This window comes from Chryseobacterium sp. KBW03 (assembly GCF_003852415.1).
Lineage (GTDB): Bacteria > Bacteroidota > Bacteroidia > Flavobacteriales > Weeksellaceae > Chryseobacterium > Chryseobacterium viscerum.
In genome coordinates this window covers 914,953-930,585 of the sequence record NZ_QAJO01000005.1, presented here as the reverse complement: position 1 = coordinate 930,585, position 15,633 = coordinate 914,953, and the positions used below count along the sequence as shown (strand labels likewise).

Annotated in this window: 11 protein-coding genes; 4 read left to right on the top strand and 7 right to left on the bottom strand. The window is 39.0% G+C overall.

Annotated elements, in window-relative coordinates; all coding sequences use genetic code 11:
* Positions 1 to 11 precede the first annotated feature (11 nt).
* Positions 12 to 1,433, top strand: coding sequence for a hypothetical protein (locus DBR39_RS15750; RefSeq protein ID WP_124534661.1), 1,422 nt, complete (start codon positions 12 to 14; stop codon positions 1,431 to 1,433).
* 24 nt (positions 1,434 to 1,457) lie between these two features.
* Positions 1,458 to 1,913, top strand: coding sequence for a DUF1801 domain-containing protein (locus tag DBR39_RS15745; RefSeq protein ID WP_124534659.1), 456 nt, complete (start codon positions 1,458 to 1,460; stop codon positions 1,911 to 1,913).
* 272 nt (positions 1,914 to 2,185) lie between these two features.
* Here the strand turns inward: DBR39_RS15745 and DBR39_RS15740 are convergent, their stop codons facing one another.
* The 5 genes from DBR39_RS15740 to DBR39_RS15720 all read right to left on the bottom strand — a co-directional run bounded on the left by DBR39_RS15740 (position 2,186) and on the right by DBR39_RS15720 (position 11,122).
* On the bottom strand, positions 2,186 to 3,451 hold the full coding sequence (locus tag DBR39_RS15740) for a TolC family protein (protein ID WP_124534656.1): 1,266 nt from the start codon (positions 3,449 to 3,451) through the stop codon (positions 2,186 to 2,188).
* Positions 3,441 to 6,536 (bottom strand): efflux RND transporter permease subunit, encoded by a 3,096-nt coding sequence (locus DBR39_RS15735; protein ID WP_124534654.1) that lies wholly within the window; start codon positions 6,534 to 6,536, stop codon positions 3,441 to 3,443. The genes DBR39_RS15740 and DBR39_RS15735 overlap by 11 nt, the downstream gene beginning before the upstream one ends.
* A 26-nt stretch (positions 6,537 to 6,562) precedes the next feature.
* Complete coding sequence (locus tag DBR39_RS15730) at positions 6,563 to 7,666, bottom strand: efflux RND transporter periplasmic adaptor subunit (protein ID WP_124534652.1); 1,104 nt, start codon at positions 7,664 to 7,666, stop codon at positions 6,563 to 6,565.
* A gap of 64 nt (positions 7,667 to 7,730) precedes the next feature.
* Positions 7,731 to 10,412: a magnesium-translocating P-type ATPase gene (gene mgtA, locus DBR39_RS15725; RefSeq protein WP_228447849.1), complete on the bottom strand. Its 2,682-nt coding sequence runs from the start codon at positions 10,410 to 10,412 to the stop codon at positions 7,731 to 7,733.
* An 11-nt stretch (positions 10,413 to 10,423) separates the two neighbouring features.
* On the bottom strand, positions 10,424 to 11,122 hold the full coding sequence (locus DBR39_RS15720; RefSeq protein WP_103233709.1) for an MgtC/SapB family protein: 699 nt from the start codon (positions 11,120 to 11,122) through the stop codon (positions 10,424 to 10,426).
* A gap of 628 nt (positions 11,123 to 11,750) precedes the next feature.
* Between DBR39_RS15720 and DBR39_RS15715 the strand changes: the two genes are divergently transcribed.
* Positions 11,751 to 12,602, top strand: a complete 852-nt coding sequence (locus tag DBR39_RS15715) for an EamA family transporter (protein ID WP_124534650.1) — start codon at positions 11,751 to 11,753, stop codon at positions 12,600 to 12,602.
* An 88-nt stretch (positions 12,603 to 12,690) separates the two neighbouring features.
* Here the strand turns inward: DBR39_RS15715 and DBR39_RS15710 are convergent, their stop codons facing one another.
* Together DBR39_RS15710 and DBR39_RS15705 are read right to left on the bottom strand one after the other, a co-directional pair.
* Positions 12,691 to 14,052 carry an ATP-binding protein gene (locus DBR39_RS15710; RefSeq protein WP_124534648.1) on the bottom strand — a complete coding sequence of 454 codons (1,362 nt, stop codon included), beginning with the start codon at positions 14,050 to 14,052 and terminating at the stop codon, positions 12,691 to 12,693.
* 27 nt (positions 14,053 to 14,079) lie between these two features.
* Positions 14,080 to 14,781 (bottom strand): response regulator transcription factor, encoded by a 702-nt coding sequence (locus DBR39_RS15705; protein WP_124534646.1) that lies wholly within the window; start codon positions 14,779 to 14,781, stop codon positions 14,080 to 14,082.
* Between the two features lie 215 nt (positions 14,782 to 14,996).
* Between DBR39_RS15705 and DBR39_RS15700 the strand changes: the two genes are divergently transcribed.
* Positions 14,997 to 15,557 (top strand): YiiX/YebB-like N1pC/P60 family cysteine hydrolase, encoded by a 561-nt coding sequence (locus DBR39_RS15700; RefSeq protein WP_124534644.1) that lies wholly within the window; start codon positions 14,997 to 14,999, stop codon positions 15,555 to 15,557.
* Positions 15,558 to 15,633 lie beyond the last annotated feature (76 nt).

Genomic DNA, 15,633 nt, shown 5'->3' with positions numbered 1-15,633 from the left:
AGAAAAACAATATGATTAAACAGATTATTGCTTCGGCATTAATTACGGCTTCGGTGTACTCTTATGCACAGACGAAGGTGACTGAAGGAACAAAATTCACGGTGGATGCCAATCTTGAAACCGATGATAAACTGGTATTGGCAGACGACTACAATTCTTATATGTTCAGCGCTATCAATATTGACGGGCTGATGAGGAATGTTTTCCCTCACAAGAAATTACTGATGAGAAAACTGGATCAGAACGGAAGCCTTGTGGACACTTATGTAAAAGATTACGCCAATAAAACAAACGGTGTACTTCACAATTATCTGGGATCTCAGCAGATCGATGATGATAAATTCATAGCATTTACAGAAGAGTATTTTGGAAAAGAAAACAGAAAAGAAGTTTTTCAACATGTTTTCAGCAGAAAGGAAGGAACTTTTACCACAAAGAGCATTGCAAAATACAGCATTGAATCTACCAACAGATCAGGAACAACCTATGTTCTTTTCTCCGAAAACGGGAAATATGCAGCGATCTTCAATGACAGATTTGCCAACAAAAAAACGGATAATGTAAATGATGTTCTGGTATTGGATCTGAGAACACTTACTCCGGTTTGGAATAAAGAAATTACATTGAGTAATGATTATGTTGAAAAGTCTTTAACATTAACGAATTCAGCAAAGATAGTTGTACTGCGTAAAGCTGCGGGATGGAAAGAATCTTACAAGCTGGAACTGGTTTCCAATACTGAAGATAAAGACCTGCCTTTCGATGACAAATATATTCCTGAAAAATTATATGCATTCAGTAAAAATGACAATGATTATCTGGTAACTTTTGGAAGAAAAAATGCTGCAGTTACGATTGGTGCAAGTACTTTCGGGACGGTAATGTTCTATGATATGAAGTCCGGAAAAGCAGTGATAAGCAATACCAACTTAGCAGGAAGCAAAGACATGAACGATGTGAAGGTGATCAAAACAATTGTAAAAGGGGATGAGACTTTAATGGCTGTTCAGCAGGAAACTGTGACGAGACCGATGCCTACAACAATGAACCGTTTTCCAGATCCTGTATATTCTCTGGATGCGGGAATGTTGATCAAGTTTAATAAAGAAGGAGAAGTAAAACAATTTGTGGCTGCAGGAACTTCTACAGGAAAGAGAATCAATATTGTTGAAGCTGGAGATAAGCTTTATATTTCTGCATTTTATCCTAAAGGAGCATTCGGGAATACAGGGTTTTCTATGAAGGTTTTTGATTTTGCCAATCTGAAGCCTCAGGAAGTAAGCCTTGATTATAAAGGAAGAAACTTCTTCCAGAACTACGGTTTTGCAGACGGAAATATGATTCAGTACATTCCGAATGTCAACAAAATGATGTTCCTTCAAAAGAGCAGCAAAGATGTTCAGATGTTCAGTGTGTACAATTTTATAAAATAATTGTATTTTAGAAAAAAATAAAATATGCAGATTCAGTCAGTTTCCATAGAAGATTATATCTCAAAGATTCCTGAGGAAAGACAGGAAGCTTTTAAAAAGCTCTTTGATACGGTGAATGACAATCTTCCGAAAGGTTTTGAAGAAGCTACCAATTATGGAATGATAGGCTGGGTGGTTCCTTTGGCAACCTTTCCTGCCGGATATCACTGTGCACCCGGAACGCCGCTGCCTTTCATCAACCTGGCTTCCCAAAAGAATTTTATAGCACTTTATCATATGGGGCTGTATTCCAGACCGGAGCTTCTCGATTGGTTCGTGGCAGAATATCCAAAACATTCTAAGAAGAAACTGGATATGGGGAAATCCTGTATCCGTTTCAAAAAAGTAGAGGATATTCCTTTTGAACTGATTGCTGAACTGAGTCAGAAAATGACTCCTAATGACTGGATCGGAATTTATGAATCGCAGTATAAAAGATAAAAAAAAGCTCTGAAATCAAATAGATTTCAGAGCTTTTTTTATGTTGGAAGATGGAGGATTGAAGTTGGAAGTTATATTTGTGTTTTTAGAATTACTGATTGTTATTTGATAGGGCTGGAAGCGGGAGGAATGAAGATGGAGGTAATATTTGTATTTTAGAATTATTGATTGCCATTTGATGATAATTTTTTGAGCTTTAAAAATTAATAAAATGATTTTCATCTATCCACCGACTTCCAGAAACCTCTCTCTCCCAGCTTCCCTCTTCCTTTCTAGAAATGAATATCCCAGATCCCTGTTTTACGTTCAAGATCGATCAAAGCAGCTGCATTATCTGCAAGGGCCTGATAATAATCTTTTCTTACGTTGTTATAGGTTCTCTGAGCATTCAGAACTTCCAGGATAGAACTTTCTCCTCTTTTGTAGCTGTAAACAATACCTTCCAGTATACTTTTCGCTTCCGTAAGCATTCCATTATGGAATTGTCTGAGCTGTTTCTGAGTTGCTGAATACTGTTGATAAGCCTGCATCACTTCAGCCCTGATCCCTTGTTCGATTTGTTTATATTCAACTTCTGCCTGGGAATGCGCCATTTCGGCTATTTTTAATCCTGCATTTCTTCTATTGGAAAATTTCAGAGGTATACTGAGACCAATTTTTACTGCATTAACAGTAGGTGAGGGGGCAATCTCGTTGGTGGCTTCGGTATGATGTTCAGCTCCGGCACTGATGCCCAGATCTATCACACGATTGGCTTTCTCCAGACTGATCTGGCTTTTGGTTACCTCTGTATTTTGTCTGGCAGCCAGTAAATCTGCTCTTTCATTCAGGGATTGCAGGATCAGATCATCAATACTGAAATCTCTATTGAAGGAATTGAAATCTCCGGCAACATCTCTGTCTGTTATTTTGTTGTCTCCAAGAAATACCGACAGACCGGTGAGCGCTTGTTGTTCTGCACTTTCAGCCTGATATACTTCATTGAGCAGAGAGGAGGCTTCCAGCTTGGTCTGCTTTGAGGTTACCAATGATATTGTTCCTAAACGGTACCGGATGCTGTCCGACTTTGCCAGCTGCTGCATATTTTTATAAGAATCCTGCTGTACTTCAAGCAAAGCTTTGGATTTTAAAGCTTCAATATATCCTAAACTGGCATCTGCACGGAGATTTCTGAAAAAATCCTGCAATTGTATTTTGCTCAGCTCCGATTGGTTTCTGGCCAGATTAACCCGGGCTTTTCTTTTGCCGCCAAGCTCAAGAGTCCAGCCGATAGATGTTCCATAGACATAGCCCATATCTTTCTTCACTCCGTTATTGGTGGTCTCCATTTCCAATTGAGGGTCCGGGAACATGTTGGCGGTTTGGATTGCCGCTTCAGCCATACTTACGTTGTATTTCTGGGAGGCGTAGCCGAGATTTTTATTTCCAACAAGACTCAGGTATTCTTCAAAATGTAAAAGCTCTTTTTCCTGTGCCTTTATATCTGTGATGCTGAGCAATACAACAGATAATATGATAACATGAACTCTAATTTTCATCTGATTCTAAATTTTGTTTTTCGTTGCGACGTTCAGCCATAAAATAAATAGCCGGCAGAACAAATAGTGTTAAAATAGTAGAGAACATCAACCCGTAAACAATTACTGTTGCCAGTGGGCGTTGTACATCCGAACCAATTCCTGTTGCCAATGAAGCAGGGAATAATCCGATTACTGCAACCGTTGCCGTCATCAGTACCGGTCTGAAACGGTCCTTTGCCCCTTTAATGGCTGCTTGTTTCAGTTCATATCCTTTTTTTCTGAGGTCATTGATATGCGAAATCATGATAACTCCGTTCTGGATTGCAACCCCAAATAGTGCGATAAATCCTACAGCGGAAGAGACATTCAGAGACATTCCGCGGATATTGAGTGCCAGCATTCCCCCAAATAAAGCCAGAGGAACAATAGACATCAGGACCAAAGCTTGCTTGAAATCCCCAAATGCACCATATAGTAAGAGGAACATAATCGCCAATGCCAGCGGAACAATAAATGCCAATCTGGAGTAAGCTCTGTTTTGATTTTCAAACTGTCCGCCCCATTTGACCTGGTATTTTTCGTGGTCGTATTTTATATCCTTTTCAATTTTATCCTGTGCTTTTTTCAGGAAAGAAGAAAGATCGGTGCCTCTTAAATTCAGTTTTACTGTAAGATGGCGTTTGTTCATTTCGCGGGTAATGGTACTTTCACCCGTACTTAACTTTACTTCTGCTACCTGAGACAGCGGAATTTTCGCTCCTGAAGCTGAGGTCAGCATCAGATTTCCGATTTTGTCCGGAGTATCCCGGCTCTCTTCGGTATAACGACAGGAAATATCATATACTTTATTGCCAATAAAGATCTGGGAAATTGCTTTTCCCCCCAATGCAACTTCAATCAGGTCGGCTACATCGGCTACATTCAATCCATACTGAGCAATCTTATCTCTGTCGGCAATAATCTGAAGCTGGGGTAAAGGTGGCTCCTGATCAATAGCGAGATCGGCAGACCCTGGGATTGTATTCAAAGTAGACAGTATGTTTTCAGCAATTCGTCTGGTTTCTTTGAAATCTTCCCCATATACCTTTACGACCAGCTCGCTGTGCGCTCCAGAGATTTTGTCCATTACTCCGTCAATCATAGGCTGTGAAAAACCTACAGTGAATCCCGGCATGTTTTTATAATCTGCGGCGAGCTCTTTGATGAGGTCTGCTTTTGTTTTCCCGGCAGGCCATTCGCTGTAAGGTTTTATTCCAATAGAGACTTCAAAGTGAGAAGCCGTCCAGGGATCGGTGCCATCGTCATTACGTCCTGCCTGAATCATCATATAGGTAATTTCAGGGTGTTTCAGGGTACGGGCACGTAACGTATCGCTCATCTCTTTTGATTTGGCTAAAGAAATTCCCGGAGGCAGCTGTACCTGCAGCCATATAGAACCTTCATCCAGCTCGGGAAGGAAGTCTTTTCCTACCGTATAAGACAGAATTCCTGAGGATACCAAAACGATAACGATAGGTATAATAACCCTCTTGGGAGCCTGCAGTATCTTTTCAATTTTTTTTCCGTAGGCTGCAGCTATTTTTTCCAGCCATTTATTGTGATAAATCTTTTGGGGTTTGCGATAGATCACATAAGCTAATCCGGGGATTAGCAATAATGCTACAGCGAGTGCACCCAGCAGTGCATATCCTACAGTGAAAGCCATTGGTGTGAATAATTTTTTCTCTACTCTTTCAAAAGCGAATAAGGGCAGATAGGCGGTAATAATGATAATCGTTGAAAAGAAAATAGGTTTGGCCACTTCAATCACTCTTTGGGTAATTGTTTTTTCTTCCAGTCTTTCTTCCGAATTTTCTTCTCTTTTTTTGAGGATGGTTTCCAGCATGACGATGGCTCCATCTACAATAATCCCAAAATCAATCGCTCCGAGTGAAAGAAGGTTGGCAGGGATATTGGTGAAATGCATTAATATAAAAGCAAACAATAAAGAGAGCGGAATAGTAATAGCGACCAGTAATGCTCCGCGCCAGCTTCCAAGAAATATAATCAGAACAATAATAACTAATACAATGCCTTCGGTAAGGGTGTGGGAAACTGTGGTAAGCGTTGTTTTTACAAGATCCGTTCTGTCGAGAAAAGGATGAATTTTTACACCGGGAGGAAGCGTTTCATTATTCAGCTCTTCAATAGCTTCATGTACTCCGTCCAGCACCTGTGAAGGATTTTGACCTCTTAATAAAAGTACAATTCCTTCTACACTTTCAGAATAATTACGTTTTCTGTCGGTATAGCCAAGAACTCCTTTTCTTTCCAGGTTTCCGTATTTCAGTGTTCCTATATCATTTAAAAAAACAGGAACACCATTTTGGGTTTTCACTACAATTTTTCCAAGGTCATTTAAATCTTTTACCAGACCAATTCCGCGGATTACATAGGCAAGGTTTCCCCGTGGAAGCATACTTCCTCCGGCACTCACATTGTTTTTGGAAATGGTTTCAGTAACTTCTGATAAGGATAATCCGTACTGTTCAAGCTTATGCGGATCCAGTTCGATCTGGAACTGAGTGGTAATTCCTCCAAAATTCGTAACATCAGCAATTCCTGAAACCTGTTTGATACGCGGAATAATCACAAATTTTTGTAAGTCGGTAAGTTCCCGCAGGTTGTGGTTGTTGCTTTCGATAATATAGCGATATACTTCGCCAATAGGAGAGGTAAGAGGATCCAGTCCTGGCTGAGCACCATAAGGAAGATCTACATCAGTCAGTCTTTCCTGAATACGCTGCCGGGCCCAGTAATCGTCTATACCATCATCGAAAACCATAGTGATAATGGAAAGCCCGAAGGTACTTTTGCTTCTCATCACATGCATTCCCGGAAGTCCGTTCAGAGATCTTTCCAAAGGGATTGTGATTTGCTGTTCTACTTCTTCAGCAGCCAGCCCGGGAACCTGTGTGACAACCTGTGAGGTGACATCGGCAATATCAGGATAGGCTTCTATGGATAATCTGGTCCAGGAATAATACCCGAAGAACCCCAATAAAAGGAAGAGGGCAAGCATCAGCCATCTTTTCTGTATAGAGATTGTAAGTAATTTCTTCATAGTTTTTGATTTCGCATCATTGTACATTATTTCGCATCCAGCATATAAATTCCCCCTTCAGTCATGATGGTTTCTCCAGGCTTTAAGCCTGATATAATTCTTACTGTTTTCTGATCGGTTTCTCCAGTTATCACCGGGCGTTTGATGAATTGATTCTTACCAGCTTTTATCCAAACATATTGGGAACTGTCCTGCTGCATCAGAGCGGTCACGGGAATCATCACTGCCTTTTCAGGAGTTGTTGAGAAGTTAACTGTAGCGTACATGCCCGGCTTTAGTTTTCTGTCCGGATTATCACATTCAATAAGAACTTTTATACTTCGGGTATCTTCGTCTACAATTTCATTGATATGATAGACTTTTCCTGTAATATTTTTGTCAGGATAGGCACCTACCTTTACAGAAACCTGATCTCCGGTATTGACAAAGCGGATGTCTTTTTCTTTTACATCACCGGAAATCCAGACTTTGGATAATTCTGCGATGATCATTACCGGATCAGCATCTCCTTTCAGATATTGACCGTTTACAATTTTGTTGGAAATAATTTCTCCATGGATGGGGGCTCTTACAACAAGAGGACTTCCTATACCTCCTCCTTTGCTGTTGTATACTTTCAAGGCAGAAGACGCATTGGAAAGGGATGTTTTTTTATTTTTAAAATCTGTTTCCGCTTCATCCAGTTCTTTCTGAATACCCACTCCATGTTTTACAAGATCCTGCTGGCGTCTGTAATTTTTCTCGGCAAGCTGTACATCATTCAGAGCATCCGTATAATCCTTTTGAACCGAAAAATAATCTGAAGAAAGGATCTCAAAGAGAGGACTTCCGGCCGATACGTTTTGTCCAAGCTGAATAAACGATTTTGTTATCCTTCCGGAAAAAGGACTGGCAATTTCTGCATAATGATTAGGAATTGCCTGAATTGTTCCTGCCGAAATTACACCATCGCTGTGCTCCTGTTCGGTAACAACTTCTGTTTTAATTTTTTTGAAAACAGGATTGTTTTCCGGAACAGTGACCTGATCGCCTTTGATCTGGAGATCCTGATCCTGTGGGGTTTCACTTTTGGAATTTTTACAAGAGGTAACAAATGTCAAAAGTACCATTGTTAAGACTGTTTTTCTCATATAAGTTATTTATAACCATTATTTTAATTTCTCTTTTATTGATCTTTCGGTGCTGATTTTTGTCTTACAGCCACTGTCCGAATTTTTTGATAAACCATTGTTTGACGAACTGAGTCAGGATACAATACCCTGTAAGAATTCCTATTAAATAAGGGAAGTAGCTCAGAGGCAGCGGCTGCATTTTCAGATACACGGCCATTGGTGTGAAAGGAATCAGAATTCCAATCAGCATGATCAAACTTGTCAAAGCGACTACAGGTGTAGCTGCCCAGCTTTGGATAAAGGGTATTTTTTTCGTTCTGATAATATGAACAATCAAGGTTTGGGATAATAAACCTTCCACAAACCAGCCTGTCTGAAATAAACCTTGCTGTTCCGGAGTATTGGCTTTAAAAATGAAGAACATCACGGCAAAAGTCACGTAATCAAAAATGGAACTCAAAGGACCTATGTACAGCATGAATTTTTTGATACTTCCGGCTTCCCATTTTTTCGGTTTTTCAAGAAAATCTTTATCCATAGTATCCCACGGAATGGAAGACTGTGATACGTCATACAGTAAATTCTGGGTTAAAATCTGCAGCGGAAGCATGGGTAGAAACGGAAGCAATGCACTGGCTCCAATCATACTGAACATGTTTCCAAAATTGCTGCTGGCCGTCATCTTTATATATTTGACAATGTTTCCGAAAGTTCTTCTTCCATAGATCACTCCGCTGCGCAGTACCATCAGATCTTTTTCCAGCAGAATGATATCGGCACTTTCTTTAGCAATATCAGCTCCCGTGTCGACAGAAATTCCGACATCAGCTTCCTTGATGGCTGCAGCATCATTGATTCCGTCACCCATAAATCCTACGGTGTGGCCTTTAGATCTTAATATTTTTACAATACGCTGTTTCTGTAAAGGACTTACTTTAGCAAAAACAGAATAGAGATCCATATCCTTACGAAGTTCATCATCGCTCATATTCTCCAGTTCATCACCGAGCATAATGGTATTGATAGGAATTCCTACATCGTGACATATTTTTTTAGCCACAATATCATTGTCTCCGGTAACTACTTTTACTTCGACACCCAATTTGTGTAAAGCTTTGATACTCGGTTCTGCAGAGGGTTTTGCAGGATCAAGAAATCCCATGAATCCTGTAAGGGTAAGATGGTTCTCATCAGCAACAGAATAATTTAACGGATGGTCACCATCAAATTCCCGGATGGCAATCAAAAGCACCCGTTGTCCTTCAGCATTGAGCTTTTCGGACATTCTGATAATTCGTTGTTTCATGAAGTCATCCAGTGGAACAATATTATCATTCTCAATATGCAGACTGTGGTCTTCTCCCGGATCTAAAGCATACTTACACAAAGGAAGCATTTCCTCTACTGCGCCTTTGCAAATCATCAGGTGCTTACCTGTGGAAGTATTCAGGATCACAGACATTCTTCTTCTTTCAAAATCAAAAGGAATTTCGTCTACTTTCTGATAAAGTTCATCAGCTCTCATCAGGTTATGAACCTCAGCATGATCCAAGACCGCTTGATCCAGAAGGTTTTTGAGTCCGGTTTGGTGAAAGCTGTTGAGGTAGCCCCATTTCAATACTTCATCATCTTCGATACCACGAACGTTGAGGTGAGTTTCCAATACAATTTTATCGAGAGTAAGAGTTCCTGTTTTATCGGTACAAAGAATATCCATCGCTCCGATATTCTGGATGGCATTCAATCTTTTAACAATCACTTTCTTTTTGCTCATGTTAACGGCTCCTTTTGCCAGATTGGCAGTAACAATCATGGGCAGCATTTCAGGAGTAAGCCCCACCGCTACGGCAATGGCAAACAATAGGGCCTGCATCCAGTCTCCTTTTACGAATCCATTGATAAGAAAAATAACAGGGGTCATGATCAGCATAAACCGGATCAGCAGATAGCTCACTTTATTGACTCCGATATCAAAAGCTGTTTCCGGTCTTTTACTGGCCAGGCTTCTGCTGATGCTTCCGAAATAAGTAAAAATCCCCGTATTTGCTACAACTACTGTTGCTGATCCGCTTACCACATTGGTTCCCATAAAGCATATGTTTTGAAGACTAAGAGGATTCCTGTCTTTGGCATCTTTGATGGGAAGAGCATTTTTTTCTACAGGCAGAGCTTCTCCGGTCAGGATGGACTCACTGATGAAAAGGTCTTTGCTTTTAAGAATTCTGCAGTCGGCAGGAACCATATCACCGGCAGACAGAATAACGATATCCCCGGGAACAATTTCTGTAATTTCTATTTCTTTACTTTCATTAAATTTTCTTTTGGTAAGACAGCTTGTTTTTACCATTTTCTTTAATGCTTCTGCTGCTTTGTTGCTCCGGAATTCCTGAATAAATCTTAAAACCGTACTGAACAAAAGCATCACAGAAATAATAATAGTGGTACTAAAATCCTTTTCACCAGCGGGCACAAGAATACCATCAATGAATAATGAAATTAATGCAATACAGGCCAGAATATAATTAAATGGATTAAAAAATGAGTGGGCAAACTGTTTAAGCCATGAAGGAGCTTTTTGAGTGGCAATTTCGTTCTTGCCATAAATTTTCAGACGGTCTTTTACGGTGTTTTCGCTGAGTCCTTCTTCTGAAGTTTCCAGCATGGCGTAAATCATTTTTTCGTTCTCTGCTGCGGCTTCTTTTAATTTTACAAGAGCTGCTGAATTGAGATTTTTGTTGGAAGATTTTTTTAACATTGTTTCCATGTTTTTTAATGTTATAAATCGTTTTCAGTACCTATAATTTCCCAGCTTACCTTGATGACTTTATCTTCAATGGTCAATCTGCTGGCCGTTTTTTCCATGAAACTGTCCTGTGGAGTGGAAGCGTGAACTTCTGCTGTAATGATGGCGTTTTCAGGAACACCATTGTCATCGCTGGTAAGAGATTTCAGTAATACTTTGTCGTTTCCGCTTAAAGACTGCATGAGCTGTACGCGGACATGATTCTCTACTTCACTTTTACACTTGATGCTGAGAAGGTATTCTGTATAATGATTTCTGTTGTTGATGGTATTGCCTAGCTTTACGCCTAAAGGCCGAAGGATAATATGAGTGAGGATAATAAAACCACTTGTAATGGCTGCTTCAAAAGGCAATCCCAGAGCACTGAGAGCTCCTACAGATGCTGAACACCAAATGGTAGCCGCCGTATTGAGCCCTCTTACAGTAAGCCCGTCTTTCATAATAACTCCTCCTCCTAAAAAGCCAATACCACTTACGATATATGAGGCTATTCTCCCTGTAGCATCCCCACCAATACGGATGGATAGAAGCACAAATGCTGCAGAGCCAAGACAAACCAGGGTATTGGTGCGCAGACCTGCACTTTTCTGGCGCCACTGTCTTTCAAAACCAATGCTGGCACCCAGGGTAAATGCGATAAGAAGACGGAAAGTAAATTCTAATGTGTTCATAACTTTTCTGTTTTTAGCATACAGCCGATATACAGAAAGTGATATGACTGAATGCTTAGTTGATGTAATGTGACGGATCGGTATCCATAGGGGTTTTTATTTGCTGCAAAGGTATTCCTCCTTATAGAAAGAGGCTGTTAGAGAAGCTTTAGAATGTTATTAGAAAATCATTAGAGAAAATATTATCTTATTTTTTTGAGCTTGATACTACAAGAAATAATTATTAAAGCTGTTTAACCTTTTTTATTAAACCACAAAAGGAACAAAAGCTTTTTAAACACTTAAGCTATTTTAAGTTATATACTTTGTGTATAAGAAGTACACTAAAGCTTTGTTGAAAATCAGAGATTTTCATCTTATGTGAACTTAACTGTGTGGTATTTCCTTACACTTTCTAAAGTGTGCTAAAGTGTTTAAAGAATAAAAACTTTTGTGGTTAAGTTTAAACAGACTTATTGATTAAATCTTATTAATAGTTGTAAACTGTACCCATTGTAAGAGATAAAATTTCAATACATTTGGGGGCAGGTTTCTTGTATGATGAATTTTACGATTTATCATATGAAATAAGAGTGTGTTTAGTCCCGGAAACTTCCTTCCAACATCTTTTGAATTATATATTTTAGAAATGAAAAAATCAAACTTAGCTATACCTGCTACACTTTTAGCGATCATCTGTGTGCAGGGAGGAGCCTCCATTGCAAAACAGCTTTTCCCTGCCATTGGAGCTATTGGTACAGTTACTTTAAGAATTGTACTTTCTGCTGTTTTGCTTACTTTGATTAATCGTCCAAAATTTTTACAATTTAACAGACAGAAATGGAAGTACTGCGCAATATATGGAATTGGGTTAGCAGCTATGAATCTTATTTTCTATATGGCTATTCAAAGGATTCCCTTAGGATTGGCGGTTACTGTAGAATTTGCAGGACCTTTATTTCTTGCATTAGCTTTGTCCCGAAAACTATTGGATGTTATCTGGGCATTGCTGGCGTGTGTAGGAATTTTACTTATTGTTCCGTGGAAGAGTGATCATATTGATTTGGTAGGACTTGGACTTGCATTTCTTGCAGGGATGTTCTGGGCTGTTTATATTGTCATGGGAGGTAAAGTTTCAAAAATAATGGATGGAAAAGATGCGGTGACTACCGGGATGATCTTTGCGAGTCTTGTGATTATTCCTTTTACATTGTGGGATGGGGCTGTTTTTAATATCACCCCAAGTATTTTTGTAAAAGGGCTTGGAGTAGCCATCCTTTCAAGTGCTTTGCCTTTTTCATTGGAAATGATGGCTTTGAAAAAACTTCCAGCAAAGACTTTCAGTATTCTGATGAGTCTGGAACCGGCATTTGCAGCGCTTTCAGGATTGGTTTTTCTTGCTGAAGAATTATCTTTTTTACAGTGGATTTCTATTGCTTGTGTGATTGGTGCCAGTATAGGAACTACAGTGTTCAATAAGAAATCTCTTTCTCATGAGTAAAGTTGTGAAATTTTGAACCATTAAGTTAATTAAGGTTTTAAGGGAAGTTAAGTTTCAAATAAATTTGAATGAGGAGGTTGCTCCTAAGCTAAATTATATCAAATATCACTGTAAAAACAGTCTCATTATGATCTGATACAACAGTAATCTTTGCATTGTGGAGCAGAATAATTTTTTCAGTAAGGAAAAGTCCTATTCCATGTCCTTTTTCTTGTCTGGAGGTTTCACTTCTGTAAAAAGGTTCGAAAATATGGTGTACATCTTCCTGAGGAATATTATTTCCTGTATTGGTAAAACGGATCCTAAGGATTTTGGAATCGGTTCTGACATCTATCAGACATGTGTGTTCCGGTGAATATTTACAGGCATTATCAATAAGATTATTAAAAGCAACCTGCAAAAGATATTCATTTCCCTGGATGATAAGCTGATGCTCTTCCACCGTGTCTTCAATATTCAGTGAAACTTTATAGCCGGAATTTTCTTTGATTATTTTGGTGTAAGATTCCAGGAGAACTTCATCAAGACGGACTTCAGAAAAACTGATTTCATTGGGATCGTAGCTTGCTTTGGCGAGATCCATTAAGCTATTGGACAGCTTAACCATATTTCGGGCGTCCTCCAGTGCATATTGGATGGTTTCCTGATATTCTTGTTGGGTTTTATCCTTTTCAGAAGCCAGCTCCAGTTCGGTAATAATGGCCGCTAGGGGAGTTCTCAGCTCATGTGAAATATTAGATACAAAATGCTTCTGCGAATCAAAAGAATTTTCGAGGCGTTCCAGCATTCCGTTGAAATTTTGAGCCAGTTCGTTAAGTTCGTCTTTTTCTTTTGTCGTTTTTAAGCGCAGCTGTAGCTTTCCGGCGGTAATATTTTTAATCTGACTCACCATTTCACTGAGCGGGCTCAGCGCTTTTTTGGAAAGAAATATTCCAGCCAGATAAATCAGGATCAGAATACTAAAGAACGAGATAATACTGATGGTGAGAAGATGGGTAAGATAGTCATATCCGTATTTGTCATAAGATGCAGCGGTTACAGCATACGTTTTTCCTTCATAATGATACACCATTCCGATCACCTGCAAATCGTTCAAAAAGAAATTAATCCTCTTTTTCTGGAATATCTGCGAAAGCATTTCCGGGGTTTCTTTTACATAATCTACTTTGGCATCATCATGATAAATCAGCTGTTTATTGGCACTATAAATTGCTACCTGAACTTCATTCAGAGTTCTGGTATTGTTTTTATAAAGTTTGTGCATTTCCTGCTCAGGCAGTGAACTCCGGAAAAATAAATCAGCCTTGGCGATGGCTTCGTTCTGAAGTTCGCTGTAAAAAGATTTCTCTCTGGCTTCTTTTGATGAATAATAAATCGAAAAGCTGTAAACCCCTAAAAGCATAGCGGTGATTAAGGTAAAAAGCAGGGTAAGTCTGGTTCTTATTTTCATCCGGATATTTTTAGTAGATCTTCATGATTATACAATGCCAGATTCGTAATCTTTTTTTAGAATAAATCCCATACCGGCTTTGGTGTGGATAAGTTTGGTTTCAAAATCTTTATCAATTTTCTTTCGGAGATAATTGATGTACACATCGATAAAATTGGTTCCGGTATCAAAGTGAGTTTCCCATACTTTCTCTGCAATTTCACTTCTGGAAAGAACCTTTTCCGAATTTTCCAGCATGAATTTTAAGAGATTAAATTCTTTTGGGGTTAATTTGATCGGACTATGATCCCTGCTTACCGTTTTCTGCTCCAGATTCATTTCAATCCCTTCATATTTAAGGACGAAAACCTTTTGCTGCCGCTGTTGTGAAAAACGTTTCAGAAGAACTCTGATTCTTGCTACCAGTTCCCGCATTTCAAAAGGCTTGGTCAGATAATCATCTGCTCCGGCATCAAATCCTTCCAGTTTATCATCCGTAGTTCCGAGTGCTGTAAGCATAATTACCGGAAGATTGGGTTTTAATGCTTTAATTTCATTACAAAACTCAAGACCGTTTTTTTTAGGAAGGACAATATCTGTCACCACCAGATCAAAATTCGTCTGTAAAGCCAGTTTCAACCCTGTGGTTCCGTCATAAGCTACAGTTACCTCAAATTCAGCTTCCTGAAATCCCTTTGCAATCAATTTTGAAAGTCTGTCGTCGTCTTCAACTAATAAAATATGTGGCATAAGAATCTTGAAAATGTTTGGGTTGGTATGAAGAATAGATCAATATTCTCACAAATGTAATGAATTCTATTTTGTAATTTTGGTCCCGAAAGTATAATCAGATGTCGGAATTTAAGATGGTTTTTAACAAAAAGATTAAAGAAATTATTGTTGCAGGTTTTTTGTCCTGTTTATTATTGCTATTGACTCAGTGTAATCGCAGCTCTCCCGGAAAAATGCAGCTCAAAAACGGAGATCTGCTTTTTGTAATGGCAAAAGAATCGGGGCTTTCCGGTGCGATCAATAATGTTACTCAAAAACAAAAGACAGCTTCATTTGATCATATAGGAATTCTGGAAAAAGAGGGTGGCAGGATGTTTGTGCTGCATGCAGCTCCTAAAGGCGGTTCGCAGAAACAGAGTTTAAAAGATTTTATCAAAGATCAGAAAGAAGACGGGCAGGAAGTGATCGTTTATCGCTTGAAGGACCAGTACCAGAAAACAATTCCTGAAGCTATTAAAAAAGCAAATTCTATGGTGGGGAAACCTTATAATTTCAATTATATTCTGGATGAAAATTCCTATTACTGTTCAGATTTTGTAGAGAGAGCATTTCGGGAAGAACATATTTTCAAATTGGAGCCGATGACGTTTATAGATCCCAAAACAGGAAAAACAAATGCATTCTGGGAAGAATTTTATACTAAGAAAAATCTGAAGATACCCGAAGGAGAGCCGGGTTGCAACCCTAATGGACTTGCAGGTTCAGACAAGCTGGAAAGAATAGAGAAACTTTAAAATAGGGAGAGAAGCTGATGAAGCTTCTTTTTTTTATGTTAAATTTTAAAAAATATTAGTCTACTAATTTGGTGGA

Bases quoted from the DNA above. Each gene is read 5' to 3' on its own strand.
- DBR39_RS15750 (WP_124534661.1), top strand. From the start codon at position 12: ATGATTAAACAGATTATTGCTTCGGCATTAATTACGGCTTCGGTGTAC.
- DBR39_RS15745 (WP_124534659.1), top strand. From the start codon at position 1,458: ATGCAGATTCAGTCAGTTTCCATAGAAGATTATATCTCAAAGATTCCT.
- DBR39_RS15740 (WP_124534656.1), bottom strand. From the start codon at position 3,451: ATGAAAATTAGAGTTCATGTTATCATATTATCTGTTGTATTGCTCAGC.
- DBR39_RS15735 (WP_124534654.1), bottom strand. From the start codon at position 6,536: ATGAAGAAATTACTTACAATCTCTATACAGAAAAGATGGCTGATGCTT.
- DBR39_RS15730 (WP_124534652.1), bottom strand. From the start codon at position 7,666: ATGAGAAAAACAGTCTTAACAATGGTACTTTTGACATTTGTTACCTCT.
- mgtA (WP_228447849.1), bottom strand. From the start codon at position 10,412: ATGGAAACAATGTTAAAAAAATCTTCCAACAAAAATCTCAATTCAGCA.
- DBR39_RS15720 (WP_103233709.1), bottom strand. From the start codon at position 11,122: ATGAACACATTAGAATTTACTTTCCGTCTTCTTATCGCATTTACCCTG.
- DBR39_RS15715 (WP_124534650.1), top strand. From the start codon at position 11,751: ATGAAAAAATCAAACTTAGCTATACCTGCTACACTTTTAGCGATCATC.
- DBR39_RS15710 (WP_124534648.1), bottom strand. From the start codon at position 14,052: ATGAAAATAAGAACCAGACTTACCCTGCTTTTTACCTTAATCACCGCT.
- DBR39_RS15705 (WP_124534646.1), bottom strand. From the start codon at position 14,781: ATGCCACATATTTTATTAGTTGAAGACGACGACAGACTTTCAAAATTG.
- DBR39_RS15700 (WP_124534644.1), top strand. From the start codon at position 14,997: ATGCAGCTCAAAAACGGAGATCTGCTTTTTGTAATGGCAAAAGAATCG.